Origin of the sequence: Sulfuritalea hydrogenivorans sk43H (genome assembly GCF_000828635.1) — a bacterium.
GTDB classification, from domain to species: domain Bacteria; phylum Pseudomonadota; class Gammaproteobacteria; order Burkholderiales; family Rhodocyclaceae; genus Sulfuritalea; species Sulfuritalea hydrogenivorans.
In genome coordinates this window covers 2612801-2638757 of record NZ_AP012547.1, presented here as the reverse complement: position 1 = coordinate 2638757, position 25957 = coordinate 2612801, and the positions used below count along the sequence as shown (strand labels likewise).

The window sequence follows — 25957 nt, the reverse complement described above, 5'->3', positions numbered from 1 at the left end:
CCATGAATCGCCGCGCACTGCTCCTGTTCCTGCTCGCGTCGCTGCTGCCCGCGGCGACGCTGGCGCAGGGCGCGGCGAAGTTGCCGAAGCCGGGGCCGAAGGATCTTTGCCCGGTGTGCGGCATGCTGGTCTCGAAGTACCCGAACTGGATCGCCACCATCGTGTACAAGGATGGTCACGCGCACCATTTCGACGGCGCCAAGGACATGTTCAAGATGTGGTTCGAGCCGGCGAAGTATGTCGCCGGCCACAAGCGCGAGGACATGGCTGCATTGTGGGTCACCGACTTCTACAACCTGCAGCCGGTCGATGCGCGCAAGGCCTGGTTCGTGGTCGGCTCCGACGTGCTGGGGCCGATGGGCCATGAGCTGGTCGCGCTGGCGAGCAGGGAGGATGCGGCCGATTTTCTCAAGGATCACAAAGGCAGGCGCATCCTCACGTTCGAGCAGGTGGCGAAGGATCTTCCCTTCAGGCTCGACGACGGAAAGTTCTGAGCTAGCGTCACCGCCGCCGCCGTACCGCCGGCGCCGACTTATAATCTGTTACTTCGCGTCGGACAACCGTTGCCGACGCCCAATTGCCATGACCAAGACCAATCATCACAGGAGCTGCCAGGGACGCAGCAATTGCAACGCCTGCGCGCTACGGCTCGAGATGGTGTGCGGCGATGTTTCGCTGGAAGACCTGATCGATTTCCATGCCGGGATCGACGATTTCGATTTCGCGCCCGGCGCCACCCTGTTCGCCATGGATACGCCGGCCGACGCGGTGTATTGCATCCGTGGCGGCGCGGTGAAGATGGTGCATTACGAACCCAGCGGCGTGGTTCGCATCGTGCGCGTGCTGAAGATTGGCGATGTCGCCGGACTCGAAGCCACCTTCCGCGAGCGTCACGAATATTCCGCGATTGCGGTCGGCACGGTGCGGGCCTGCCGCATTCCGATGCCGTACTTCCACAAGTTCATCGAGAGCCACGGCAGCCTGCAGATGCGCCTGATGGAGACATCGCAGGCGGCCTTGAGCGAGGCGCAGAACTGGCTGGCGCAGATTGTCGGCGGCAACATTCCGGCGCGCACCCGCATGGCGCGGCTGCTGTTGAAGCTGCGTACCGGAAACAGCGACCGCATCATCCGCTTCACCGGCGAGGACATGGCGGCGATCCTCGGCATTACCTTCGAGACCGTCAGCCGCCTGGTTTCGGAGTTCAAGCGGCTCGGCATCCTGCAGTACATCTACGGCAGCAAGAACACCAAATATTTTCGCGGCGACATTGCCGCGCTGGAAAAAATCGCACAAGAGGGCTGAGTCCGGAATGAAAAACCAACATACAGTCGGCATGTCGGCAGCGCCGCGAGCGGGAACAAGGCTTTCGGTGCGGAATCTGATGCGGCATCTGGGCCTGCTTTGCGGCCTGGCCGCAATTGCCGCGTCGTCGATCGCGGCCGATCCAGCGCCGCTTTACCAGCAGCATTGCGCCGTCTGCCACGGTCCCGGCCGGCTCGGTGTGACGGGGCCGGCGTTGCTGCCGGAGAGTCTGGCGCGCTTGCGCAAGCCCGAGGCGATCAAGACCATTACCGAAGGCCGCGCCGCGACCCAGATGCTGGGTTTTGCGGACCGCCTCAACAAGGATGAGATCGCCGCGCTGGCCGACTACATCTATACCGCCGTGTCGCCAGCGCCGACTCTCTCCGAGGCCGACATCAAGGCTTCGCGCATCGTCAATTTCGCACCGGGCAGCCTGTCGGCCAAGCCGGCCGAGGTGTTCCAGGGCGTGGACATGATGAACCTGTTCATCGTGGTCGAGACTGGCGACCACCACGTCACCATTCTCGACGGCGACAAGCTGGAGCCGATCCACCGTTTCCCTTCGCGCTACGCCCTGCACGGCGGGCCGAAGTTCACGCCCGACGGGCGCTACGTGTTCTTCGCCTCGCGCGACGGCTGGATCACCAAGTTCGACATCTGGAACCTCAAGGTGGTGGCCGAGATCCGCGCCGGCATCAATACGCGCAACGTCGCCGTCTCCGGCGACGGCAAATACCTCGCGGTGGCCAACTACCTGCCGCACACACTGGTGCTGCTCGACGCCGACCTCAACCTGCTCAAGGTGCATCCGGTGCTGGACAAGGACCGCAAGGAAAGCTCGCGCGTCTCGGCGGTATATGACGCCGCGCCGCGCCAGAGCTTCGTTGCCGCGCTGAAGGACGTGCCCGAGGTGTGGGAGATCAGCTACAACCCCAAGGCCGACGACATCCCCGTCGGCATGATCCACGACTTCAAGTACAAGGAAGGCAGCTTCATCCCCGGCTTCCTGAATCCGCGCCGCACCTTCCTCACCGAGCCGCTCGACGATTTCTTCTTCACCCAGAATTATTCCGAACTGATGGGTTCCAGCCGCGAGGCGGGCAAGGGCCAGGTGGTGCACCTCGATGTGCGCAAGAAGATCGCCGACCTCAAACTCCCCGGCATGCCGCACCTGGGTTCCGGCATCACCTGGAACTACAAGCCGCCGCAGGGGGCGCAGGATCGCATGGTGATGGCCACGCCAAACCTCAAGGAAGGCCTCATCACGGTGATCGACATGAAGGACTGGAGCACGATCAAGACCATTCCGACCCTCGGCCCCGGCTTTTTCATGCGCAGCCACGAGAACACGCCCTATGCGTGGACCGACTCGATGATGTCGAAAGGCAAGGACACGCTGCAGGTGATCGACAAGCGCACTCTGGAGAAAGTCGCCGAGGTGAAGACCAACCCGGGCAAGACCCTGGCCCACGTCGAGTTCACTCGCGACGGCAAGTACGTGCTGGCCAGCCTGTGGGAGCGCAAGGCCGACGGCGGCGCGCTGATCGTGTTCGACGCGGCCACCTTCAAGGAAGTGAAGCGCATCCCGATGGACAAGCCGGTCGGGAAATACAACCTCTACAACAAGATCATGCGCTCGGAGGGAACCAGCCACTGAGGCTGGCGGGGATTGCCGCCTCGTGCAGTCACACTGTCAGACTATTCGGCCTGCTGTCAGATCAAATATCAGGCCATTAATTTCGCATCAGCCTTGAGATTTTCATTGCACTATTGCTTCGTCGCGTAGATCAAACTACTGTCATTTACCGTGCCTTCAAGCCGGGAAGCACTGACAGGACGAAGTTTTACCGTGCTATTCGGGTGGTCACTGATATTCACTATTTGAAACTCAAGCTGATCATCTAAAAGCCGCGCATTCGAAAACGGCTTTTTCACGCCAGCTCCAATAAATCCTTTCCATTCGTAGGCACCGGCAATCAGAATATCGTTGTTCCTGCCGCGAGTGATTTCAAAATGGCACGTGTGGCCGGGTCCGGTCGCAGCCTTCATGACACAAATCCATTTCCCCACATAGATGTCTGTCGCCTTTGTTTCTTCCGTCTGAATCCTGGCCAGCCGCAGTCGTGCCAGGCCGGCATATTTTCCATTCGGAAAGCGTTCCAGGTAGGTTGCAACATCGGCTTTACTCCCCTGTTCAGCTGTCTTCCAGGCATTTGATTCCTCCTGCGTGGCTGCTTCCTCCTTGAGTTGATCAAGGCGCGCCATCGCCAGCTGAACATAGTGGCCGCGAGAATACTGCTTCAGATAGATTTCATAATCGGCCGGGTTGTTGCTCTGTTCGACTGCCTGCCAAAGCATCCTTTCGGCTTCATCAACAGCCGTTGCAGGCGGAGGAGGCGTTTCAGGCGCAGCAAGGGATGGCGTCAGTGCAGCTCCCGGCATGAAGTAGAAATCGCCAGTCAGGCTGGAGGACTCCCATGGGATCTGGGTTTCCCCGCTCTTCTTGAGCACGTTGGTGCGGACACGCTTGAAGACGTCCTCGACCTTCCGGTTGGGCTCACCCATGGCACGGAGCAGTTCCTGGGTGTAAAGACCATTGCGGCCCGTTCCATCCGACGCAGTCTTGCCTGGAGCAGTGGCGTAAGCCACCAGGGTACCCGCCGGTGCATTCATCTGCGCAAGACCGCCACCGCCGCTGCTGCGGAACTTGCGTTCGAAGGGGTTGTTGCGGCAGGCGTCGAGGATGACCATGCTGACGCGAGCAGGCGCGAGTTTATCGAGCAGTTGGTCAGCATCAGCGGCTTCGCTGCTGACGGCGGCTTCACTGAGGATTTCGGCATCGACGGGGATCAGGTAGTTCTTGCCGCGCACCTGCATGCCGTGGCCAGCGTAGAAGAACAAGGCGACACTGCCATCCGAGAGTTTGCCGCCGAACTCCGTCATGGCGCGCAGCATTTGCTTGAGATTGACATTGGTCTTGAGCGTGACGTCGAAGCCAAGACTCCTGAGCTTGGCCGCGATGTCGCTGGCGTCATTGACGGGGTTCTTGAGGGCCGCCAGGCCGGGATAGGCACTGTTGCCGATGACCAACGCGACGCGCTTCTCGCCGCCGGCCGCGACTTGCAGGTTGCGGCTGTCCGGCGCGGCGCCGGCAAGGCCGTTCCAGAACAGCAGCAACAGGGCTAGAAGGAATGACCCAGGGTGCATGATCAGACCATTTTACTGGAGAGGGCTGAAGCGGGCCTGTTTGCCGCGCCAAAATTACCTTGCGCGACCAGGCCGGCAGGACGGCAATTCTTGCGGATGCATCAGTCAAACCTGCGCGGCACGGTTTGACTCCGGGTCGCTAGCCGTTCGCGCTACTGGCTCTGGATTTCCGACGGCAGGGACCATGCGCGCAGTGCGCGCAGCAGCGGCCGCTTCTTGGCCTGATGTGCCTGCATGCGGCGCAGGATGTCGTCCAGGGTGCGCATGGCTTCGGTGATGTGCGGCCCCTTGTTGAGCATCACGCATTCCGCGCGCTCGCCCATGGCGGCATCGGTGATTTCGGCGCGCGAGGGCAGGCCGGTTTTGGCCAGCGTTTCGAGAACCTGGGTGGCCCAGATCACCGGCATGTGCGCGGCTTCGGCAGCCCAGAGGATTTCCTCCTGCACTTCGGCGAGGCGTTCGTAGCCGCATTCGACGGCGAGGTCGCCGCGCGCGATCATGATTCCGGCCGCCTTGCAGGCCATCGCCGCGAACATCAGTTCGGGAAGGTTCTCGAAGGCCCGTCGTGTTTCGATCTTGAGCACGATGCCGAGGTCCGGCTTGCCAAGCTGGCGCAGGCCGGCGCGTAGCGTCGTGATGTCGCTGGCGCGCTGCACGAACGACAGCCCGACCAGATCGGCTTCCTCGGCGACGATGGCCAGATCCTCGATGTCCTTCGCGGTCAGGGCCGGCAGCTTGAGCTGGCTGTCCGGCAGGTTGATGCCCTTGTCGCCGGCCAGCTTTTCGCCGCAGTCGCGGGCATGGGTGATTTCGACTTCGAGCCAGTCCTTTTCAATGCGCCGGATCACGCCGCCGATGCGTCCGTCGTCGAACCAGATGCGTTCGCCGACGCAGACGTCCTTGAAGATTTCGGGCAGGGTGCATGCGACGGCGGGAACCGGCTGCCGCTGCTTTTTCTTCGACTTGAAAACCGGCGCGTGATTGGCATCGCGCGTCAGGCGCAGGATTGCGCCGCGCACCAGTTCCAGGCTGCCTTCCGGACTGGGCAGGTCGGACACGTCGCTGCTGCGCGGGCGAGCGCCCTTGCGCCGGCGCTTGAGCCGGGTTTCCGGGACCAGGTAGGCCGTCCGGGTGCATTCCGCGAGGACGCCGGCATCTTCGCATTGCACTACCAGCAGGCTGCGTTTGGCGCCGCGCGCGTCGGTCAGGTCGAGATGGTCGCCGGGTTCAAGCTGTTCGAGCCAGGCGGCGTCGACACCGATGTGGGCTTGCGCGCCGGCGATCGGCAGGCTCGCTCCGCTGGCGCGCAAACCGACGAGGCAGGGCGTGACGACGCGGCCGAACCCGTCGCGCAGGGGCCGCAGCTTGAGCACGGGGGCGCCCGCGGGAATGATGCCGGTGCGCAGCTTTGGTCCGCCGACATCCATGAGGATGCGCACCGGCCGCCGTTCCGCCCTGGCTGCACGGCGGACGTTGGCGGCCATGGCCCGCCACGCGTCCGGTCCGTCATGGGCGCAGTTGATGCGGGCGATGTCCATGCCGGACTGCACCAGTTGCCGGATCATGCCGAAATCGGCCGCGGCTTCGCTCGGCAGGGTGACCATGATGCGTACCGCCCGTCCCGGAGGCGGCGCTCCGAGCAGTTCGTCGGTGTGCCGTTCGAGCAGCTTCCGGCTGCTTCCCATGCCCGCGGGCTCGTCCTGCAAGGGTGGGCGCCAGGGCTTGCCGGTCATCCGGTGCAGAATGCCGAGGACCTTGTCGAGGTTGGCCAGGACGTGGGATTCGGCGCGCCCGAGCGAGGACAGGCCGACGCGGGCCAGCGATTCCTGCAGCGGGCGGCGATCGCTCTGGCGCAAGCGCAGGTAGTGGGCGAAATTGCGGGCGCTGGCCCGATGGCCGGGGTCGAGCTTGTCCAGTTGGGGCGCCAGGCTGTTCTCGTAGGCCAGCAATTTGTCGCGCAGCGTCCACAGTTGCCCGATGATGCCATCGCAGGCGGCTTCATCCCAGGTGTCCGGGTCCTGTACGCCTGAAATGGCGGCAGGGCGTGGCGCCGTCTTTGCCGCGCCATGTTTGCCTCGCGATTTTTTTATCGGATGAGGAGTTTTCGCAGCCATGATGCGGGGTTGGCTTCTTCAGGGATTCGGTGACAGCCGTCCTGCCGGATCAGGGTTTCTTGCTCCACTTGCCTTGTGCGTCGCGCAGCCACCAGCCGGATTTCCACTGCTTGTTCCAGCGTTCGCGCATCAGTTCCCAGATTTCAGGCTCGGCGTCGCGCCGGTGGTTGCTGTCGGCGAGGGCCTGGATCAGGGCCCTGCGCTCGGGGTTTTCCGCATCAATGAGCTTTTCCGCAATCTGACGCTTGGCCAGCGACATCCTGGAGTTGTCGCGCAGGTAGATGAGGCCGTCGTGTCCGAGGCCGATTTCGCCGGCTTCGTAAAAGCGCACCAGGCGCGAGGTGCGTTGCGTCAGCGAATGCTTGACGACAATGACCGTCGGCGCGCCGATGTCCAGATTGATGGCTGGTTTGGCGGCGTCTTTGGCGGAATCTTTTGCAGAATCGGCCGCCGCGACGGGGAGGGCGAGGCAGGCAAACAGGAGGGCGTAGCGTTTAAATTTCATCGGGGTCCTTGTGTCACTGTTTTTCGCTGAGCAGCAGTTTGAGGTCGGCGGCCACGTTGGCGGGCGCTTCGCCGTGCCGCAGCAACAGTCGCAGCTTGCCGTTCGGGTCGAAGGCATAGCTGCCGGTGGAGTGGTCGATGCTGTACGTATCGGGCGTCGAGCCCGGCTGTTTGGCATAGAACACCTTGAAATCCTTCGCCAGCGCCGCGATGGTTTTTTCGTCGGCATAGAGGCCGAGGAAGTCCGGATTGAACGCGGGTACATATTGGGCCAGCAGTTGCGGGGTATCGCGCGCCGGATCGACGGTGACGAACAGCACCTGTACGCGTTTGGCGTCTTCGCCGAGCAGCGTCATCGCGTCGCGCATGATGGTCAGCGTGGTGGGGCAGACATCGGGGCACTGGGTATAACCGAAGAACAGCACCACGGCCTTGCCGCGAAAATCGGCGAGCCGGCGCGGCTGGCCCTTGTGATCGGTGAGGCTGAAATCCTTGCCCCAGTCCACCATCGAAAGATCGGTGGAGACAAAGCGCTTCGGCTCGGAACATCCGGCCAGCAGCAGGGCGATGGACAAAAGGAGGGCCGACAGCAGCTTCATGGAAACGGAATGGGTGGTAGTCAGGTCAATAAGCAGTTTACCCGGTTTTACGCGCGGCCCTTGCCGTATACTTCTCTCATTTTTCGCGGAGCAATAGTGAATTCGCATATCGTCACGGTTTCCGGCGGGGCGCCAAAAACCCTTGCCAGGGCATGGTTGTGGTTGGGGCTGATGGCCCTGATCGGTTCCGGCCTGCTGGCCATCCTGCTGGTGTTGTCGCGCACGCCGGGGATTCAGGATGTCTTTCCGCTGAAGGATTTCTTCCGCTCGGCGCTGGTTGTTCACGTGGACCTTTCCGTTGCGGTCTGGTTCATGGCCTTCGCCGCGGTGATCTGGAGCGCCCTGGGACGTGACGGCGTGCCGTGGCTGGGCTGGGGCGGCTTCGTGCTGGCGGCGCTGGGTACCGCGGTAATGACGGTTTCGCCTTTCCTGCCGGGCGCCGATCCGGTGCTCAACAATTACATTCCGGTGTTGCAGCAGAAGGTGTTCTACGCTTCCTTGTGGATCTGCGGCGCGGGCTTCAGCCTCGCCGTGCTGCGCGCGCTGATCACCACCTGGCCGCGTCCTTTCTTCGGCGCACCGTTGCAACTCGGCGCCTTTCTCGGCGCGGTGGCGGCCGCCCTGGCGCTGATGGCTTTTGTCTGGTCGTGGCTGATCGTGCCGCGCGACGCCGAAATCGAGCCAAAGCTCTACTTCGAGGTGCTGTTCTGGGGCGGCGGCCACACGCTGCAATTCCAGCACGCGCTGCTGATGGTGGTGGCCTGGCTGTCGATCGCGGCCAGTCTGGGCGCCGGCGGCATCGTTTCGCCGCGCGCGTTGTCGGTGATGTTCTGGATCGCTGCGCTGCCGCTGCTGGTGGTGCCGGCGATCTACCTGACCATTCCGGCCGGCGAACTGCCGCACATGGAGCTTTTCGCCAAGCTGATGATCTGGGGCCACCCGTACATGGCGCCGCTGATTCTGGTCGGCTTCCTTGGCCTGATGGCGATGCGCAAGGTGGCGCCGCATGCGGCGAAATCGGCGTTCATCGCCTCGTTTTCGCTGTTCGCAGTCGGCGGCGTGCTGGCTTACATGATCCAGGGCGCCAACGTGGTGATCCCGGCGCACTATCACGGCTCCACGGTCGGCGTGACGCTGGCTTTCATGGGCCTGGCTTATGTGCTGCTGCCGCAACTGGGCTTCGGCGAGGTCGAGGGAAAAATGGCGCGCTGGCAGCCCTATGTGTATGGCGGCGGACAGCTGATTCATGTGCTCGGCCTGGCCTGGTCCGGCGGCTACGGCGTGCAGCGCAAGGTGGCCGGCGCCGAGCAGGCCCTGACCACGCTGCCGCAGAAGATCGGCATGGGCATGATGGGTCTTGGCGGCCTGATCGCGGTGATCGGCGGCATCATGTTCGTGCTGGTTTGCCTCAAGGTGATGCTGCCGCGCAAGCCATGAGTTAGCGCCCATTTTCGCCGGTTCCGGGCCGCACCCCGATTCCACTAGAATGGGCCATGCCCAACAAAAAGATCCCCGTTGCGGAACTGAAACCCGGCATGTACATCGCCGACCTCGGCGCCGGGTGGATGGATCATCCTTTTGTCCGCAACCACTTCGCGGTGGATGACGAGGCGACGATACGCGAGATCGTCGACAGCGGCATCCGCGAAGTCTATATCGACCCGTCCAAAGGCCACGACGTGGCCCACGCGCCGACCGAGCACGACGTGCGGAAGGAGATCGAGGCCGAGATGCTGCGCGTGGCGGCGGAGGATGTGCCCCAGCGTCGGGCCAGCGTGCGCGAAGAAATGGGGCGCGCGGAGAAAGTGCAGACCGAGGCCAACAAGCTCATCCACAACATCATGAACGATGTGCGCCTCGGCAAGCAGGTGGAGGTCGAGGCGGTGGAACCGGTGGTCGAACAGCTGACCGAATCCATCCTGCGCAATTCGGGCGCGCTGCTCTCGCTGTGCCGGGTCAAGAACAAGGACGACTATACCTTCCAGCATTCCGTCTCCGTCTGCGCGCTGCTGGTGACCTTCTGCCATGCCACGGGACTTGATGCGGAGACTACCCGCCTTGCCGGCGTCGGCGGCCTGTTGCATGACATCGGGAAGGTGCGGATTCCGGATCGGATACTCAACAAGCCCGGTGCGCTCACCGACGAGGAGTTCCGGATCATGAAGGGCCATGTCGTCGAGAGCAAATCCATCCTCGAAGAGACGCCCGGCATCGGCGAAATATCGATCCTGGTCGCCCGCGAGCACCACGAGCGCCACGACGGTTCGGGCTATGCGCTGGGACTGAAGGGCGAGGAGATTTCCCAAATGGGTCGCATGGCGGCGATCTGCGATGTCTACGATGCCATTACGTCGAATCGGGTCTATCACAAGGGCATGGCGCCGCACGAGGCGCTGCGCAAGATATTCGAGTGGAGCAAGTTCCACTTCGATCCGCTGCTGGTGCAACAGTTCATGCGCGCCATCGGCATCTACCCGGTCGGCACACTGGTGATGCTCGAATCCGGTCGCATCGGCATCGTCCTCGAACAGGCGGCAAGCAGCCTGCTGCATCCGCTGGTCAAGGTGATTTTCGACAGCAAGCTCGGTCTCTACGTCACCCCGCGGGAAATCGATCTGGCGAAGGCGTCCGACGACAGGATCGTCGGTCACGCAGTGCCGGAGAAGTGGGGCATCGACCCCGGCCGCTATATGCAATAGCCATTCCTGCGATGAATGCCGGAAACTCCACAGCGCACGGCGACATGGCCGAGGTGCTTCCCGCCATCGAAGTGACGACCGCCGCAAGCCCGCGGTTCTCGGTGATCTGGATGCATGGCCTGGGCGCCGATGGCTCGGATTTCGAGGCTGTGGTGCCGGAACTGGGACTGGATGGCAGTCACGGAATCCGCTTCATCTTTCCGCATGCGCCCAGCATCGCCGTGACCTGTAACGGGGGTTACGTGATGCCGGCCTGGTACGACATCATTTCGCTCGACAGCGACAGTCGTGTCGTAGACACCGCCGGAATCCTCTCTTCCCGGCAGTCGATACGCCGCCTGATCGAGAGGGAAAACCGGCGCGGCGTGCCTTGCGCGCGGATTTTCGTGGCGGGCTTTTCGCAGGGCGGGGCGGTGGCCTACACGTCGGCACTGACGCATCCCGAGTCGCTGGCGGGCGTCATTGCGCTTTCGACCTACATTCCGACGCCGAAGCTGCTTGAAGGGGAGGCGACGGCTGCCAACCGGGCGGTGCCGATTTTTGCGGCCCACGGCAGCGAGGACGATGTGGTGTCGCCCGAACTGGGAATCCGCGCGCGGGATTTCCTGGCGCGCCATGGCTACCGGATCGAGTGGCACGAATATCCGATGCCGCATTCCGTCTGCCTTGAGGAAGTCCGGGAGATCGGGCGCTGGCTCATGGAACGGATGGCAGCCGCATGACATCCCGTCCGGGCATGAAGAAGGTGTTGATCGTCACCGGCGGCGGCAGGGGGATCGGTGCGGCCATCGCGCGCCTTGCGGCAGCGGATGGCTACGCGGTTTGCCTGAGTTACCTGAGCAACCAGGCCGCTGCCGATGAGCTGGTTGCCTCGATTGCCGCAAAAGGCGGCGTGGCCCTTGCCGTCCAGGCAGACGTTGCCGTGGAGCAGGATGTCGTCAGGCTTTTCGGCCAGGTCGATGCATCGCTGGGGCGCGTCACCGCCCTGGTCAACAATGCGGGAATTCTGGAAAGGCAGGGCCGGGTCGAGGACATGGATGCCGCGCGCATCGGCCGGATTTTTGCCACCAACGTGATCGGTAGCTTCATCTGCGCCCGGGAAGCCATACGCAGGATGTCGACCAGGCATGGCGGAGCCGGCGGCGCCATCGTCAACCTGTCCTCGCGCGCGTCACGCCTCGGGGCGCCCGGCGAGTACGTCGACTATGCGGCATCGAAGGGGGCGATCGATACCTTCACCGTTGGTCTGGCTAAGGAAGTGGCTGCCGAAGGCATCCGCGTCAATGCCGTCAGTCCCGGTGTCATCTACACGGACATCCACGCCAGCGGCGGTGAGCCCGGCCGGGTGGAGCGAGTGAAGGACGCAATTCCGATGAGGCGCGGCGGAACCGCCGAAGAGGTTGCGCGGGCCGTGCTGTGGCTGCTCTCCGACGCGGCCTCTTACACGACCGGCGCATCGATCGACGTTGCCGGCGGACGCTGACGCCGCGCGCCAACTCCCTTTCAGGAGTCGGCGCCGGCGATACGGCGCCTACTGCTTCGGCTGGAATGCCATCGAACGCGCCGAGACGGTGAAGGCATCGGAGAAGCACATGCCTTCCTCTGCGCCCTGGTTCTTCAGCGACGGGAAGATCGCCTCGACCATCTTTACCGAGCCGCATGCGTAAATCTCCTTGCCCCTGAGATCCGGGAAGTCTTCGAGAATGGCCTCGTGCACCAGCCCGGTGCGGCCGCTCCAGTTATCTTCGGGCGTGGCATCGGAGAGCACGGGGATGAAGTGGAAATTCTCGTGATCGCGCGCCCATCGTTGCGGCAGGTCCGGCAGATACAGGTCGGCCAGCTTGCGCACGCCCCAATAGAGGTAGATGGGGCGCTTGAGACCGCGATGGAAGGCATCTTCGACCATGCTCTTGACCGGCGCAAAGCCGGTGGCGCCGGCGACGAAGACGATCGGCCGCTCGGATTCGCGCAGCGAGAAATCGCCCAGCGGGCCTTCGAACTGCACGGCATCGTCTTCCTTCATGTGTTCGAACACATGGGTAGTGAAGCGACCGCCCGGCATCAGGCGGATCTGCAGTTCGATCAGGTCGGGCTGATGGGGCGGATTGGCGAAGGAGAAGGCGCGGCGCTGGCCGTCGTCGAGGATGATGTTGATGTACTGCCCGGCCCTGAACGAAATCTGTTGCCCGTGCGGCAGCTTGAGCATGACGCGCATGACGTCGTGGGTCAGCCTTTCCATGGTCACCACGTGGGCGGTGTACTGGCGAATCGCACTGGGCACCGCTGGTGCCGCGTACTCGATTTCGACGTCGCCCAGTGCCGTGGCGCAGCACAGCAGCACCTTGCCCGCCGCGCGTTCCTCGGCCGAAAGGGCGTTCGGCTGGTACAGGCCCGGATCGACATTGCCGGAGAGCACCGTGCATTTGCACTGGCCACAGCCGCCGTTGCGGCACTCGTAAGGCAGGTTGATGTCATGGCGCAGGCCGGCATCGAGCAGGGTTTCGTCGAAGCGGATGGCGACGGTCCTGTGGTCGGGATGGAAGGTGACGACGGCTTCGGCCGGGGCCGCGCCCATGCGCTTGGGCGGCAGCCATGGCGCGAGGAACAGCAGCACGGACAAGCCGACGATGCCGAACCACAGATACAGCGGATCGACGACATAGACCAGCGCCAGCACCGGCATCTGGAACCAGTCGAAGGCGATGTTGGTCGGCACCACCAGCATGTCTGCTTCACCGCCCTGGCTCACCACCGGCTTGACCAGCGCCAGAACGACAAACATCAGGGTAAAGGCGATGGCGATCTCGCGCGGCGGATTGACGTGGGCGCGCGGCACGCGCTGCACATGCACCCAGGCGATGACGCCGGCAATCAGCGGCGCGCCGATGTGGATGAAGGCGAGCAGCGTGAACAGCCGGCTGGTGACGTTTTCCTGGTAGATGAAATTGCGGATCAGGGTGCCGTTGAACATCGGCAGGATGTCGAACCACTCGGCGGTGGCGACGACGACGAACTGCGCCAGCTTGTCCCACACCAGCATGAAGCCGTTGAGGCCGGAGATATACACCAGCCAGATCAGGCCGATGCCGGTGGCCCAGGAGAACCAGCGGAAGCCGCGGTAGCGGTCATAGGCGAAGTGCCGCATCATGTGCAGCAGCATGGTCAGGATCATGCCGTCGGTGGCATAGCGATGCACGCTGCGCATGATGCCGCCGGCCCACCACTGGTCATGCGTGATGCGCTCGACCGACTCGTAGGCATCATGCACCGCGGTATCGGCAAAGACATAGAGGTAGAGGCCGGTGCCGATCAGCAGCCAGAACTGCCAGAAGCTGATGGTGCCGAGGTGGTAGAAGGGGTTGATCTTTTCGCCGAAGGCGACATTGAACAGGTTCTCCGCGCGCATGAAAAACCAGCGCACGAGTTTTTGGAGGAGGGTCAGCATGGTCTGTATCCGCGCAGAAGGATGGAGAGTTTCGGTTGAGTGCCCGGGTGCTTATTTCGCGGCGGCTTGCTGGAAAAACAGGCCGCCCTTGTCCGGATTGAAGTCGACCACCAGCACCTGTGCCGGCTTCAGCGTGACTTGCTCTTCCTTGACGAAATTGAAGTCGCGATTGATGACCAGATTGTCGTTCATTTTCACCGCGAGCCGATAGGTGCCGGCCTTCACTTCGAAGCGCTTGTAGACGGTGGAAACGCCGTCCTTGGAAAGCCCGGTGGGATGCATCACGGTCTCGAACATCGGCTTGCCGTCGAGTTCCAGCACCAGCTTGATGTCGGAACGTCCGCGCGGGCAATCGAGCGGCGCGCGCATGTTGGGTGGCAGCTTGGCCAGCTCCTCGGCAGTGCGCTTGCGACATTCGCGGCCGCCGAGATGGCTCATCGAGAGCTTGATCAGCGCGACGTCGTCGGGTATCTGCTTGTAGGTGGGCGCGGTGGCGAAGTAGCCGATGAAGGCGGCGAACGCGCCATAAAGGATGATCTGGCCGACGATGGCGGCGGGTTTAGCCATGATGAGTCCCTTCGTAGAGCCGCCCCAAGAAGGAACAGCCAGTTGCATGGAGCGGGCATTGCCCGCGAACAATCGTCACCCCCTTGCTTGGCAAGGGGGCCGGGGGGAATGTCGTCATATTCTTCTCCGGGAATAGGCGGGAGGTCTGCTGCTGGTGACCGTTCGGGTTTCAAGCTGGGTTCTGAATTCTTGCACGGCGGCGGCGAGTTGCATGCCTTCGTCGCGCGACGCGGGGACCACTTGCAGTCGATCCATGGGTACGAGGCTGCGCAAATAGGGTTCGCGCTGGTGGGCCAGCCGCTCCCGGGTCCATTGCATGCCGAGGCGGAAATCGCAACCGCCATCGCGGCAGCCGGTGACGACGATGCCATCGACGCCGCTGCGCAGGGCGTATTCGATGAAGGAGGGCGGCAGCATGCCAGTGCAGATCAGGCTGATGGCTGCGGTATCCATCGCGGCCAGGCCGCGCACGTCGGCGCCCTTGTCGCAGCCGAAGACAAGCAGTCTGGTTTTGCCGGAAAGCCGTGCCACTTCGGCTTCGAGTTGCTGGCGCATGACATCGACCGGTTGCTGCGGCATGTCGATGCCCGTCACCAGCCGTTCCTGGCTGCGGAACGGTGTCGATGACGGACAGGCGCCGGCGCAGATGCCGCAACCGGCGCAGTTGTCGGGATCGACAATGGCGATCTTGTGGCCCGGCTTGTCGGGATGAATCGCCATGGTGATCGCCTCGTAGGGACAATCGACGTGGCAGCGGCTGCAGCCGTTGCAATTGGCCGCATCGACCACGGCAATCGGCTGGGCGGCCGGGTGAGGCAGGAAGGGCAGGGCGAAGAGCAGGATCGTCGTGCCGAAGACGAGTGTCCAGACAGCTGCCGGCGATGTGATGTCGGTCAGCGGATGGATGAAGAGGATGAACCAGTTCAGCGGCAGGTCGGTCGCGACCACGGCCAGGTTCGCGGGCGCCTGGCTCTGCGCCGGAATGAACAGGGCCAGCACCAGAAAGCTGGCCAGGGTTGCCAGCATCACGCGCCGCGAAGGCAGGTAGTCCACCTTGCTGATGCGATTGACGTGGGCCCAGAGGCCGAGGATCAGCATCAGCGGAACGCCGATGTGGATGAACACCAGTACCGTGAAAAATCGATCGTTGATCGAATCCGGCATGAGGAAGTTGCGTGCCGTCGGTTCGTTGAAGAACGGCAGCCAGTCGAGCAGCTCCGTGGTCGCGACCGCGGAAAACTGCGCCAGCCGGTCCCAGACGATCCAGTAGCCGCCGATGCCCGAAATGTAGGCGAACCAGATCAGCGGTACGCCGGTGACCCAGGAATAGAGGCGAAAGCCGTAATAGCGGCCGTAGGCCCATTCCCGCACCAGATGCAGCATCATGACCAGCACGAATCCGTTCGATGCGTAGCGGTGCAGGCTGCGCAGTATGCCACCGAGATACCACTGTTCCTGCGACAGGTAGCCGATCGAGCTGTAGACGCCTTCGATGCTGGTATCGAGCACCGTGTAGAGATAGAGCCCGGTGGCGACCAGTATCCAGAGAAAAAACAAGCCGAGAGCGCCCAGATGGCGCAATGGATTATCCGTGCCGCCAAAGGACGCATCGAGAAAATTCTCGATATGTTCGAAGAAGGTTTGCGCGTTGCCGCGCAAGGCTGCGTGCAAGCTCACGTTGGGAGATTCCGTAACACCGGCACCCGTTAACCATTTGGCTACCGGGGGGATTATTAGCGGTTAATGATATACGAGCCGGACCTTATCCGACTTGACTCGTATCAACCTGATTGAATCTTGTCGTCGCGGCGTTTTTTCGTGAAGCTCCAGGCCACCCAGAGCATGAAGATCATGAAGCTGATGAAGCCGACGATCTCGAAATACAGCGCGTAGTTGGTGCGGTATTTGCCGGTGGTGGGGTCATAGACGGAACAAAGTATCCGGATGCGGTCGGCAATTTCCGCCAGGGTGCCGATTTGGGGCGGGATCGGCGCGCCGGTAATCATCGCCTTGAGCGGCTCCGCCAAGTCCGCGGCGGTGAAGGTCTCGCCATACACCTGCCTGAAAATCCTGCCCTCGGCATCAACGATGGTGACCTGGTTCATGTGGTCGAAGCCGGCGGTCGTCGCTACATAGCTGAAGCCGAAATCACGCGTCAATTCGTCGACGATCGCCGCCGCCGGGCTGAGGAATTCCCAGTTCGGCAGATGGATGCCGTACTGGGTGGCGAAGGCCTTCATGGCTTGTGGCGAATCGAAGGGCTGGTTGAAGCCGATGCTGACGATATTGAAGCGATCGGCTCCGAGCACGCTGACGGTTGTCTCGACGGCCTTTTGCAGATTCTTGGTGGTGGTGGGGCAGACATTGAAGCAGGCGGTGTAGATGAAATTCACCAGCAGGGGTTTGCCGCGGTACTTGGCCAGCGGTGTCGGCCGCTCCTGCCGATCGAGCAGTACATGGTCACCCACCGGCTTGCCGATCACGCCCTGCGAGCGTTCAAGCGCCGCCTTCTCGTCAAGCGTGGTGAGGACCAGACCGGTCCGCGCTCCCTGGGGCTGCTGGGCCAGCTTGGGCTCTCCGGGCTTGTCGGCCGACAGGGCGCAAGGCGCTGCAAAGACCAGGGCCGCTGCAAGCGCAGCACGAAAACAATGATGGATCACGGGGAGGGGACGCCTGGCTAAAAACGAGCGTCGATGATTGCAGCAGTGAGTACCAGAGTCAACTGAGCCAGTGAGGCATGGAAGCAGGTCATGGCTGTTTCACGGTTGGTGTTCCGCATCAGGCGCCAGGCCTTCTGGATGAACAGGGCGCCACCGACAGCGGCGCCGGCAAAGTAGATTGCGCCGAGGCCGAAGGCCAGCGGCAGGAAGGACGCAGCCACCAGAGCCAGGGTGCTGGCGAAAATGGTTTGTGCCGCGCGCTTGTCGCCGACGACCACCGGCAGCATGGGGACGCCGGCGGCAGCGTAGTCCTCGCGAAAGGCAATCGCCAGGCTCCAGAAGTGCGGCGGGGTCCACAGAAAGAGCACGAAGGCGAGGGCAAGCGGCACGGCGCCGACCTGCGGATCGGCCGCGGTTGCTCCCGCCAGGACAGCCCAACTGCCCGCCAGACCGCCGAACACGATGTTGAGCCAGGTGCGACGCTTGAGCCAGACCGTATAGACGATCGCGTAGAAGAATGCGCCGAGGAAGGTGAACATCGCGGCCCAGGCATTGAGCGCGAGCCAGGCAGCGGCGACGGACAGTGCCATCAGCCCGAAAATGATCAGCAGCCAGATCGGTCCGTGTTTGATTTCACCGGTGGCGAAGGGGCGTTTGCTGGTGCGCGACATCAGGGGATCGATGTCGTGTTCGTAATACTGGTTGAAGGCGCCCGCGCTGGCTGAGGAAACCAGCACGGCAAGCGTCAGGATGATGAGTTGCGCGAGGCTCAGGCTGGGGCCGGCGCTTACCGACAAACCGGCCAGTGCGGTAAAGGTTATTACGACGCCGATGCGCAGCTTGAACACTCCCATGATGGCACGGAAGGGGAAGCCGGTTGATTTGTTGGGGGGCAGCGTCGATTCCATCAAGCGTCTTTGGGGGGGGGGATCGTTGTAGTTTTTGCCACTTCTGAAACCTGCTTGAATCGGGCCTGCTGGCCAAGCCCGATTCAGGCAGGTTCCCCGCACCGGAGTGCGGGGAAGCCTTGTGCCTGTTCAGCAGGTGATCAGCTGAGACCCCAGACTTCGGACAGGTACTTCCAATTCACGAAGTAGTAGAGGACGAAGCAGACCAGCAACGTCATGGCCAGAACCACGGTGCCCGGTACGCCGATATGCTCTTCGCTACCCGCGTGGGACGCCGCTGCCGCAGCGGTCTGGTCCGGAATCGGCGTCGGCTTGTCGGAGATCGGACCACCGTCGAGCTTCTTGCCGAACAACAGCGACCATACCACCAGGAATATCCACAGACCGCCACCGATGACCGCGATCACGCCGAAGATGCCGGTGAGACCCATCATCAGGTAAGCGGCACCCGGCCACTCATACTGGAACGGTGCACCCGAGAAGGCCATGTCCCAGTGACGGCGGGAAACGCCCAGCGTGCCGGCGCCCATCATCACCAGGCCGAGCACGCACATGCTGAGACCGTAGAGGTAGGGCTGGATCTGGCACAGTTTCGGGAACATCATTTCACGCCGGAACAGCGTCGGCACCAGCAGGTAGGTGATCGACATGAAGGCCAGCGTGGTACCGACGACGACCGTGGTATGGAAATGGCCCGGCACGTAGAAGGTGTTGTGCATCAGCATGTTGATCTGCTCGGTGCCCAGAACGACGCCCGAAATGCCGCCGAGGAAGCCGAAGCCGACCAGCGAGATGAACATGCCCGAGAACAATGGGTTGCCCCACGGAGCCTTGCGCAGCCACTCGAACAGGCCGTTGGTGAAGCCCTTCTTGCGCTGCGCCGCTTCGATCGCGCCCGGAACCGTGAAGCCGTGGATCATCGAGGCCAGCACCGCGAAGTACATGAAGTACGACGTGTTCAGCACTTTCCATTCCGCGCTCATGCCCGGGTCGGACAGCAGATGGTGCGCGCTGGCCAGTTGCAGGAACAGGATGTAGAGCAGGAAGGCGAAGCGCGAGACCTTTTCCGACAGCGGCTTGGCGCCGAACACCACGGCGGCGATCAGGTACCAGATCGAGACGTGGGCGGCAACGTTGATCTGCTGCGAGGAGTGACCCAGTGCCCACCAGATCATGCGATACAGCTGCGGATCGACTTCCTTGATCAGGCCCACAGACCAGAGGAAGGTCGGGATCAGAATCGCGGCGCCGGAGAGGATGGTGAATACCGCGATGATGGCCGCCGTCAATGCACCGAAGGTAACCAGTGGCAGTGAGCCGGTGTAGGTCTTCTCGCGCTTGGCGATCACCAGCGTACCGAAGAACACGCCACAGCCGATCAGCGCGCCCACGGCAAACAGGATGATGCCGAGGTAGAAGTGCGGCGCGGCCTGCATCGGCACATAGGACGTGAACATCACGCTCGACTCGCCCTGGAAGATGGCGACGTTGGTCACGATGCCGCCTATTGCCATCAGCCAGAAACCGAGCCAGGCCACTTTGGGCGTGGCAAGTCGGCATCGCAGCAGGGTCGACGAGGCGAAGTAGAGCACCGCCATTTCAAAGTAGATGATCCACAGGATCAGCATGTCGATGCCGTGGGCCGTCAGGATCAGGTAGAACTGATCCGCCGGCAGCAGCTTGATGGCTGGCCAGCGGGTCAGAATCACCAGCAGGGCGGTGATGCCGCCCACGAGAAGCCAGAGCACGCCGGCTACGGCGTTCCAGCGCATCAGTTTGTCGGCATCGAGGTCGAACTGCAGCCCGGTGCGCGGACAGGTACGGTAAGTAGTTGCCATCTATGGTCCCCCTTATTTCACGTAAATACGGCCAAGCATCGTGTGGTGCCCGATGCCGCAGTATTCATTACAAACGATGGCGTAGGTGCCGGCCTTGGTCGGTGTCATCTTGACCACATGCTCATAGCCGGGGATGACCTGGATATTGATGTTGGTCGGCTGCAGCGAGAAGCCATGGTTGTAGTCGACAGACGACAGATGAATCTTGTAGGTCTTGCCGGCTTCCAGTTCCAGAATCGGATACCAGGCCCACAAACGTGCCAGCAGGAAGGCTTCGCCCTTGGCATTCGGCTTGGCTACCGGAATCTGCTGATCGGTTTCGGTACGAATGGTGTTTTCCTTGACGAAGGCTTCCGTCTTGGCCGTGAACATTTCGGTTGTTGTCTTGTAAACCTCGTTCGAGAGGTTCTGCTTACCGTTGATGTGCCAATAGACCATCATGACGAACATGATCATGGCCCAGACGAAGGCGATGCCGATCCACGTCCATTCTTGCCCCGAAATCGGTGTTTTCCACCACAACCGCTCTGAAGGCGGCAGGATTGCGCTCATATGATTCTCCCTGGTTGACTGGATTGATTACTTGGCGAGGGGGACACTCATGATGTCCACAATGCCCCACAAGATATAGAGAACGCCGGGAGACGCTACTCCCAGGAACAGGAGCAGGAAGTGGTTATCCAGCAACTTCTGCATGAAGGGAACATCTTCGTCGTTGTTATTCGCCATGTTTCTGCCCTTTACGTGAGCGCGCTGCAGCGCGCGGTTGAAACGAACTTTCGGAAACTCGATACATATGGGGCGCGAGGATACCCCAACACGGGTTCTTGGGCATTTGATTCAGGACAAGAAATCATCGTATTCACAGGGGTTTGCATGCTGCGCTGCGGCAAAGCGTCGCATTGGTTTGCCCATGATTACTCTGGGTAACCCGGCGTGTTTTGGCGGAATCGCAGCAGGGATTCCGCTGTGCGGTCAGTCAGCTTCCTGGGCATCGAGCCAGAAGGCCAGTCCTTGCGCATTGAGTTCCAGGTCAAGGTGCCAGATTTCAAGGATTTCCTCGTCGCTCAACCGGCAGCCATGGGCGTGCGCCTCGGTCAGCAGGAGCCTTGTCAGTCCATCGCGGATGCTCGCCGTCTTGTCCTCGTCTTCGCCGGCGGCAAGGGCAATCGCGACATACTGGTCGAGCAGGCGCAGCACCTTGCGTCCCAGTTCGGCGGGCGGCGCCAGCCGGCTGAAGTGCGTCAGATAGACGGCTTCGGGGTTGAAGGCGAGCATGCGCTCGATGGAAGCGCGCATCTCGTCCGGATCGAACTGGATCGGCGTCGAGGAGGGGAAGATCAGCGGCCGGCCGTCGACATCCAGTTCGCGGTAGGAAATGCCGAAGGTGTCGCCGGTGAAGATTCCGCCGGTCTGGCGGTCCACGATGGCAATGTGGTGGCGGGCATGGCCGGGCGAGTCGATGCACAGCAATTCGCGCGAACCGAGCTTCACGACCGTATTGTCGTGAGCCTCGATGATGCGCTCGGCGGAAATCGGGATCAGCTTGCCGTACATGCGGAGTGCGCGTTCCCTGCCATAGACGCCCTCGACGCCGGCCATCAGTTTGGTCGGCTCGATCATGTGCCGCGCGCCGCGAGGATGCACGACCAGCTTCGCGTTGGGGAAGGCTTGCATCATCACGCCGGCACCGCCGGCATGGTCGAGATGGATGTGGGTGAGGATCACGTAATCCACCGCCTCCGGGCCGAGGCCGCGCGCGGCCAGTGCCGCCAGCGCCTGCGGCATGACTTCGAAATTGGCGGTATCGACGAAGGCGACGCGGCCGTCGCTTTCGATCAGATGGATGGCGGCGAGTAGCGGGCGGACGTAGCCGGCATCGAAGGCGTAGATGCCGTTCTTGTAGTCGATCAAGGTGTTCATGTTTTCCTCGCGGCATGGATCAGCGCCGCGCCGCGCTCGGCGATCATGACCGTCGGCGCATTGGTGTTGCCGGAAGTAATCGTCGGCATGATCGAGGCATCGATCACGCGCAGGCGGCCGATGCCGCGCACCCGCAGCTCCGGATCGACCACGGCGTTGACATCGTCGGCCCGGCCCATGGCGCAGGTGCAGGTCGGGTGGAAGATGGTGGTGCCGATGTCGCCGGCCGCTTTTGCAAGCTCCTCGTCGCTCTGCTTCTGCGCGCCGGGCTGGTGCTCCTCGGGCCGGTAGGGCGCCATGGCAGGCTGGGCGACGATGTTGCGCGTCAGGCGCAGGGCGCGCGCGGCGACCCGGCGGTCGTTTTCGGTCGACAGGTAGTTCGGTGCGATGACCGGCGCCGTCGCCGGGTTGCGGTCGCGGATATGCACCACGCCGCGCGAGGACGGACGCAGGTTGCAGACGCTCGCGGTGAAGGCCGGGAAAGAGTGCAGCGGATCGCCGAATTTCTCCAGCGACAGCGGCTGGACGTGGAACTCCAGGTCGGGGGTCGCCACCTCGGGCGAAGAGTGGAAAAAGCCGCCGAGCTGGCTGGGCGCCATCGACAGCGGGCCCGAGCGAAACAGCGCATATTCGAGGCCCATCATCGCCTTGCCCCACAGGCTGTGGGCGCGCTGGTTCAGCGTGGTGATGCCATGTACCTTGAAGATCATGCGCAACTGCAGGTGGTCCTGCAGGTTGCCGCCGACGCCGGGCAGCTCATGCACCAGCGGTACGCCGCGGTTATGCAGCAAGTTGGCGGGGCCGATGCCCGAGCGTTGCAGGATGGTCGGCGAGCCTATCGCTCCGGCGGTGAGCAGGGTTTCGATGCGCGCCGCGACGCGGTGTGGCACACCGTCGAGGCTGAACTCGACGCCGCGCGCTTCCTTGCCGTCGAGGATGAGCTTGTCGATCAGCGCGCCGGTCACCACCTTCAGGTTGGGCCGGTGCAGCACCGGCCGCAGCATGGCCTTCGACGCATTCCAGCGCACGCCCTTCTTTTGGTTCACCTCGAAGTGGCCGATGCCGAAATTGTCGCCGCGGTTGTAGTCCTGCCTGAACGGGATGCCGGCCTGCTGCGCGGCCTGCGTGTAGCGGTCGAGGATGTCCCAGTGCAGGCGCTGCTTTTCCACGCGCCACTCGCCCTTGTCGCCGTGCATTTCGTCGGCGCCGCCCCAGTAGTCCTCGCTCTGCCTGAACACCGGCAGCACGCTGTCCCAGTTCCAGCGCGAATCGCCGGTGACCTGCGCCCACTCGTCGTAGTCGCGCACCTGGCCGCGCAGGTAGAGCATGCCGTTGATCGACGAGCAGCCGCCCAGCACCTTGCCGCGGGCGTAGATGATCGAGCGGCCGTTGAGTCCCGGCTCGGCTTCCGTCTTGTAGCACCAGTCGGTGCGCGGGTTGTTGATGCATTTGAGATAGCCGATCGGGATGTGGATCCATATCCAGTCGTCCTTGCCGCCGGCTTCGAGCAGCAGCACCGTCACGTCGGGATCGGCCGACAGCCGGTTGGCCAGCACGCAGCCGGCCGTGCCGCCGCCGGCGATGACGTAATCGAACTCGCCGAAATCTCTGGCCTGCGTCATTTATTTACCGGCATGACAAACTCGGGGCCTTTCGATTCGGACCCCGGCCAGCGTTGCATGATGGCCTTGTAGCGCGTGTAGAAGCGCACGCCTTCCTCGCCGTAGATGTGGTGGTCGCCGAACAGGCTGGCCTTCCAGCCGCCGAAGGAATGCCAGGCCATGGGCACCGGGATCGGCACGTTGATGCCGACCATGCCGACCTCGATCTTCTGGATGAAGGCCTGCGCCGTGCCGCCGTCGCGGGTGAAACAGGCGACGCCGTTGGCAAACGTGTGGCGGTTGATCAGCTCGACCGCGGCGGCGAAGGTCGGCACCCGCACCACGCAGAGCACCGGGCCGAAGATTTCCTCCTGATAGATGCTCATGTTGGGCGTGACGTTGTCGAACAGCGTCGGGTTGATGAAGAAGCCCTGCGCCAGTTCGCCGGTGAGGCCTTCGCGGCCGTCGAGCACCAGCTTGGCGCCTTCCTGCACGCCGGCGGCGATGTAGCCGGCCACCTTGTCGCGATGGACCGCCGTCACCAGCGGCCCCATCTCGACGTTCGCCGCATCGCCAGCGCCGACTTTCAGCTTCTTCGCCCGTGCGAGGACGCGCGCCACCAGATCGTCGGCGCAGCTGCCGACGGCGACGGCGACCGAGATCGCCATGCAGCGTTCGCCGGCCGAACCGTAGGCGGCGCCGATCAGCGCGTCGGCGGCGCCGTCGAGGTCGGCATCGGGCATTACCACCATGTGGTTCTTCGCCCCGCCCAGCGCTTGCACGCGCTTGCCGTGGGCGATGCCGTGGGCCTGGATGTATTTCGCGATCGGCGTCGAGCCGACGAAGGACACCGCCGAAACAAAGGGATGTTCGAGCAGGGCGTCGACCGCTTCCTTGTCGCCCTGGATCACATTGAAGGCGCCCGCCGGCAGCCCCGCCTCGCGCAGCAGTTCGGCGGCGAACAGCGAGGGCGACGGATCGCGCTCCGAAGGCTTGAGGATGAAGGTGTTGCCGCAGGCCAGCGCCATCGGCGCCATCCACATCGGCACCATGAAGGGAAAATTGAAGGGCGTGATTCCGGCCGTGACCCCCAGCGGCATGCGCTGGTTCCAGTGGTCGATGCCGCCGCCGATGCCGTGCGAATGCTGGCCCTTGAGCAGTTGCGGAATGCCGCAGGCGAACTCGATGACTTCGAGGCCGCGCTGCACCTCGCCCAGCGCGTCGGGCAGGGTCTTGCCGTGCTCGGCGGAGAGCAGCTTGGCGATGTCGGTCGAATACTGGTCAACCAGGTCGCGGAACTTGAACATGACGCGGGCGCGGCGCTGCGGCGCGGCGGAGCCCCAGTCGGCGAAGGCGGCGCGGGCGGCGGCCACGGCGCGATCGACGTCGGCACGGGTTGCCAGCGCGACCTGGCGCGCGACGCGGCCCTCGGCCGGATTGAATACCTCGCCCACGCGCGTGCCGGCGCCGGCGTCGGCATGGCCGTTGATCCAGTGGCCGACCAGGTCGGCGGCGTTGATGAATTGGAGGTTCATGGCGTTCTCTTGGTCGGGATTGGAGGATGGGGAGGCTCATTAGAGCGCGTTCCCGGTGCGAAATCCAATGAGAAATGCTTGCGCTGGATATTTGCAGCGCTAATATCCAGCGATGGACTTCAATCTGATTCGCACCTTCGTCACCCTGGCGCGCGAGGGCAACCTCACGCGCACGGCACAGCGCCTGCATCTGAGCCAGCCCGCGCTATCCCTGCAACTGAAAAAGCTGCACGAACAACTCGGGCTGCTGCTGTTCGAGCGCACGCCGCGCGGCATGCGCCTGACGCGTGCCGGGGAACAATTGCTGCCGGCGGCGCAGCGCGCACTGGATGCCGCCACCGAACTGGACAGCCTGGCGGCCGGGATCGGCGGGCAGGTGGGCGGCCGGCTGCGCATCGGTACCATTGTCGATCCGGAATTCCTGCGCCTGGGCCCCTTTCTCAAGCGGCTGGTGGAACATCACCCCGGCCTCAGCACCGATCTCGCTCACGGCATGTCCGGCGCGGTGCGGCGCGATGTCGCCGCCAATCGTCTCGACGTGGCCTATACCCTCGGTGCTCCGGGCATGAGCGATGTCGACGTAGCTTTCGAGGTGCAGACGCTGACGGGGTTCAACTATCGCGTGATCGCTCCGCCAAACTGGCAGGAACGGGTGCGCGGCAAGGACTGGAAGGCACTGGCGCGCCTGCCGTGGATCGGTACGCCGCCGGACTCGGCTCATCATCGCCTGCTCGCCGGCATTTTCCGGGAAGCCGGGGCCAGCCCGCGCATCGTTGCCCAGGTCGATCTCGAACCCTCGATGCTCGATCTGGTCAAGTCCGGCGTCGGCCTTTCGCTGGCGCGCGACAGCATCGCCCTGCGTGCGGCGCATGCAAGCGGTATCGCGGTGGCCGATCGGGTCGAGGTGCCGGCAGAACTGGGGTTTCTGTGTCTGCGCGCGCGTCGCAACGAGCCGGCCATCGCCGCTGCATTCAGTGTCATCCGTGCAGTCTGGAGCACGGCGTGAAATTTCTCCCGCAATTCATTGCGCGGCCCGGTCGCCTGTGGCACAA

General features: G+C 63.1%; 23 protein-coding genes. 9 read left to right on the top strand and 14 right to left on the bottom strand.

Annotated features, from left to right (window positions below; translation table 11 throughout):
- Window positions 1–2 precede the first annotated feature (2 nt).
- The 3 genes from SUTH_RS12645 (at window position 3) to SUTH_RS12635 (ending at window position 2962) form a co-directional block, all read left to right on the top strand.
- Entirely contained in the window at window positions 3–494 is a 492-nt protein-coding gene (locus tag SUTH_RS12645; RefSeq protein WP_084207395.1) for a nitrous oxide reductase accessory protein NosL, read from the top strand.
- A gap of 88 nt (window positions 495–582) precedes the next feature.
- Window positions 583–1305 carry a Crp/Fnr family transcriptional regulator gene (locus SUTH_RS12640; RefSeq protein ID WP_070099345.1) on the top strand — a complete coding sequence of 241 codons (723 nt, stop codon included), beginning with the start codon at window positions 583–585 and terminating at the stop codon, window positions 1303–1305.
- A 7-nt stretch (window positions 1306–1312) separates the two neighbouring features.
- Entirely contained in the window at window positions 1313–2962 is a 1650-nt protein-coding gene (locus SUTH_RS12635) for a cytochrome D1 domain-containing protein (protein WP_148312933.1), read from the top strand.
- Window positions 2963–3072: 110 nt separating this feature from the next.
- Here SUTH_RS12635 and SUTH_RS18585 read toward each other — a convergent pair whose 3' ends face one another.
- The 4 genes from SUTH_RS18585 to SUTH_RS12615 form a co-directional block, all read right to left on the bottom strand.
- Window positions 3073–4482: a caspase family protein gene (locus tag SUTH_RS18585; protein WP_052473613.1), complete on the bottom strand. Its 1410-nt coding sequence runs from the start codon at window positions 4480–4482 to the stop codon at window positions 3073–3075.
- Window positions 4483–4664: 182 nt separating this feature from the next.
- Window positions 4665–6626, bottom strand: a complete 1962-nt coding sequence (locus SUTH_RS12625) for a pyruvate kinase (RefSeq protein WP_084207392.1) — start codon at window positions 6624–6626, stop codon at window positions 4665–4667.
- 49 nt (window positions 6627–6675) lie between these two features.
- Window positions 6676–7131, bottom strand: coding sequence for a DUF1318 domain-containing protein (locus tag SUTH_RS12620; RefSeq protein ID WP_052473612.1), 456 nt, complete (start codon window positions 7129–7131; stop codon window positions 6676–6678).
- A 13-nt stretch (window positions 7132–7144) separates the two neighbouring features.
- Window positions 7145–7729: an SCO family protein gene (locus SUTH_RS12615; RefSeq protein ID WP_041099690.1), complete on the bottom strand. Its 585-nt coding sequence runs from the start codon at window positions 7727–7729 to the stop codon at window positions 7145–7147.
- Window positions 7730–7825: 96 nt separating this feature from the next.
- Between SUTH_RS12615 and SUTH_RS12610 the strand changes: the two genes are divergently transcribed.
- The 4 genes from SUTH_RS12610 to SUTH_RS12595 are packed head-to-tail and all read left to right on the top strand — an operon-like array spanning window position 7826 to window position 11911.
- The gene (locus SUTH_RS12610; RefSeq protein WP_171817365.1) at window positions 7826–9166 is read left to right on the top strand and encodes a cbb3-type cytochrome c oxidase subunit I; all 1341 of its coding nucleotides are present in this window, start codon (window positions 7826–7828) and stop codon (window positions 9164–9166) included.
- Window positions 9167–9222: 56 nt separating this feature from the next.
- The gene (locus tag SUTH_RS12605) at window positions 9223–10428 is read left to right on the top strand and encodes an HD-GYP domain-containing protein (RefSeq protein WP_041099688.1); all 1206 of its coding nucleotides are present in this window, start codon (window positions 9223–9225) and stop codon (window positions 10426–10428) included.
- A 44-nt stretch (window positions 10429–10472) separates the two neighbouring features.
- Window positions 10473–11150 carry an alpha/beta hydrolase gene (locus SUTH_RS12600; protein ID WP_041102300.1) on the top strand — a complete coding sequence of 226 codons (678 nt, stop codon included), beginning with the start codon at window positions 10473–10475 and terminating at the stop codon, window positions 11148–11150.
- A complete protein-coding gene (locus SUTH_RS12595) occupies window positions 11147–11911 on the top strand; it encodes an SDR family oxidoreductase (protein WP_231851005.1) in 765 nt (254 codons plus the stop codon). The genes SUTH_RS12600 and SUTH_RS12595 overlap by 4 nt, the downstream gene beginning before the upstream one ends.
- 48 nt (window positions 11912–11959) lie before the next feature.
- On the opposite strand, the gene SUTH_RS12590 is transcribed toward SUTH_RS12595, so the two are convergent.
- The 7 genes from SUTH_RS12590 to SUTH_RS12560 form a co-directional block, all read right to left on the bottom strand.
- Window positions 11960–13873 (bottom strand): 2Fe-2S iron-sulfur cluster-binding protein, encoded by a 1914-nt coding sequence (locus SUTH_RS12590; protein WP_041099684.1) that lies wholly within the window; start codon window positions 13871–13873, stop codon window positions 11960–11962.
- A gap of 51 nt (window positions 13874–13924) precedes the next feature.
- Window positions 13925–14440 (bottom strand): hypothetical protein, encoded by a 516-nt coding sequence (locus tag SUTH_RS12585; protein ID WP_041099682.1) that lies wholly within the window; start codon window positions 14438–14440, stop codon window positions 13925–13927.
- A gap of 114 nt (window positions 14441–14554) precedes the next feature.
- Entirely contained in the window at window positions 14555–16117 is a 1563-nt protein-coding gene (locus SUTH_RS20365) for a hydrogenase iron-sulfur subunit (RefSeq protein ID WP_084207389.1), read from the bottom strand.
- A 104-nt stretch (window positions 16118–16221) separates the two neighbouring features.
- A complete protein-coding gene (locus tag SUTH_RS12575; protein WP_148312931.1) occupies window positions 16222–17100 on the bottom strand; it encodes an SCO family protein in 879 nt (292 codons plus the stop codon).
- Between the two features lie 17 nt (window positions 17101–17117).
- The gene (cyoE, locus tag SUTH_RS12570) at window positions 17118–18008 is read right to left on the bottom strand and encodes a heme o synthase (protein WP_052473609.1); all 891 of its coding nucleotides are present in this window, start codon (window positions 18006–18008) and stop codon (window positions 17118–17120) included.
- Between the two features lie 140 nt (window positions 18009–18148).
- Window positions 18149–19846, bottom strand: coding sequence for a cbb3-type cytochrome c oxidase subunit I (locus SUTH_RS12565; RefSeq protein WP_041099680.1), 1698 nt, complete (start codon window positions 19844–19846; stop codon window positions 18149–18151).
- 12 nt (window positions 19847–19858) lie between these two features.
- Window positions 19859–20398: a cupredoxin domain-containing protein gene (locus SUTH_RS12560; protein ID WP_041099678.1), complete on the bottom strand. Its 540-nt coding sequence runs from the start codon at window positions 20396–20398 to the stop codon at window positions 19859–19861.
- Window positions 20399–20518: 120 nt separating this feature from the next.
- On the opposite strand from SUTH_RS12560, the gene SUTH_RS19705 reads away from it, so the two are divergent.
- Window positions 20519–20776, top strand: coding sequence for a hypothetical protein (locus SUTH_RS19705; RefSeq protein WP_171817364.1), 258 nt, complete (start codon window positions 20519–20521; stop codon window positions 20774–20776).
- A 45-nt stretch (window positions 20777–20821) separates the two neighbouring features.
- Here SUTH_RS19705 and SUTH_RS12555 read toward each other — a convergent pair whose 3' ends face one another.
- Genes SUTH_RS12555 through SUTH_RS12545 form a run of 3 tightly spaced genes read right to left on the bottom strand, consistent with a single transcriptional unit; the run spans window position 20822 to window position 24905 of the window.
- Window positions 20822–21769: an MBL fold metallo-hydrolase gene (locus SUTH_RS12555; protein ID WP_041099676.1), complete on the bottom strand. Its 948-nt coding sequence runs from the start codon at window positions 21767–21769 to the stop codon at window positions 20822–20824.
- Entirely contained in the window at window positions 21766–23391 is a 1626-nt protein-coding gene (locus SUTH_RS12550; RefSeq protein ID WP_041099674.1) for a GMC family oxidoreductase, read from the bottom strand. Before SUTH_RS12550 ends, SUTH_RS12555 begins: the two co-directional genes overlap by 4 nt.
- Window positions 23388–24905: a CoA-acylating methylmalonate-semialdehyde dehydrogenase gene (locus SUTH_RS12545; protein ID WP_041099671.1), complete on the bottom strand. Its 1518-nt coding sequence runs from the start codon at window positions 24903–24905 to the stop codon at window positions 23388–23390. The genes SUTH_RS12550 and SUTH_RS12545 overlap by 4 nt, the downstream gene beginning before the upstream one ends.
- Before the next feature lie 112 nt (window positions 24906–25017).
- Between SUTH_RS12545 and SUTH_RS12540 the strand changes: the two genes are divergently transcribed.
- Window positions 25018–25911 (top strand): LysR family transcriptional regulator, encoded by an 894-nt coding sequence (locus SUTH_RS12540; protein ID WP_041099669.1) that lies wholly within the window; start codon window positions 25018–25020, stop codon window positions 25909–25911.
- Window positions 25912–25957 lie beyond the last annotated feature (46 nt).

Bases quoted from the DNA above. Each gene is read 5' to 3' on its own strand.
- SUTH_RS12645 (WP_084207395.1), top strand. From the start codon at position 3: ATGAATCGCCGCGCACTGCTCCTGTTCCTGCTCGCGTCGCTGCTGCCC.
- SUTH_RS12640 (WP_070099345.1), top strand. From the start codon at position 583: ATGACCAAGACCAATCATCACAGGAGCTGCCAGGGACGCAGCAATTGC.
- SUTH_RS12635 (WP_148312933.1), top strand. From the start codon at position 1,313: ATGAAAAACCAACATACAGTCGGCATGTCGGCAGCGCCGCGAGCGGGA.
- SUTH_RS12625 (WP_084207392.1), bottom strand. From the start codon at position 6,626: ATGGCTGCGAAAACTCCTCATCCGATAAAAAAATCGCGAGGCAAACAT.
- SUTH_RS12620 (WP_052473612.1), bottom strand. From the start codon at position 7,131: ATGAAATTTAAACGCTACGCCCTCCTGTTTGCCTGCCTCGCCCTCCCC.
- SUTH_RS12615 (WP_041099690.1), bottom strand. From the start codon at position 7,729: ATGAAGCTGCTGTCGGCCCTCCTTTTGTCCATCGCCCTGCTGCTGGCC.
- SUTH_RS12605 (WP_041099688.1), top strand. From the start codon at position 9,223: ATGCCCAACAAAAAGATCCCCGTTGCGGAACTGAAACCCGGCATGTAC.
- SUTH_RS12600 (WP_041102300.1), top strand. From the start codon at position 10,473: ATGGCCGAGGTGCTTCCCGCCATCGAAGTGACGACCGCCGCAAGCCCG.
- SUTH_RS12595 (WP_231851005.1), top strand. From the start codon at position 11,147: ATGACATCCCGTCCGGGCATGAAGAAGGTGTTGATCGTCACCGGCGGC.
- SUTH_RS12590 (WP_041099684.1), bottom strand. From the start codon at position 13,873: ATGCTGACCCTCCTCCAAAAACTCGTGCGCTGGTTTTTCATGCGCGCG.
- SUTH_RS12585 (WP_041099682.1), bottom strand. From the start codon at position 14,440: ATGGCTAAACCCGCCGCCATCGTCGGCCAGATCATCCTTTATGGCGCG.
- cyoE (WP_052473609.1), bottom strand. From the start codon at position 18,008: ATGGAATCGACGCTGCCCCCCAACAAATCAACCGGCTTCCCCTTCCGT.
- SUTH_RS12565 (WP_041099680.1), bottom strand. From the start codon at position 19,846: ATGGCAACTACTTACCGTACCTGTCCGCGCACCGGGCTGCAGTTCGAC.
- SUTH_RS12560 (WP_041099678.1), bottom strand. From the start codon at position 20,398: ATGAGCGCAATCCTGCCGCCTTCAGAGCGGTTGTGGTGGAAAACACCG.
- SUTH_RS12555 (WP_041099676.1), bottom strand. From the start codon at position 21,769: ATGAACACCTTGATCGACTACAAGAACGGCATCTACGCCTTCGATGCC.
- SUTH_RS12550 (WP_041099674.1), bottom strand. From the start codon at position 23,391: ATGACGCAGGCCAGAGATTTCGGCGAGTTCGATTACGTCATCGCCGGC.
- SUTH_RS12545 (WP_041099671.1), bottom strand. From the start codon at position 24,905: ATGAACCTCCAATTCATCAACGCCGCCGACCTGGTCGGCCACTGGATC.
- SUTH_RS12540 (WP_041099669.1), top strand. From the start codon at position 25,018: ATGGACTTCAATCTGATTCGCACCTTCGTCACCCTGGCGCGCGAGGGC.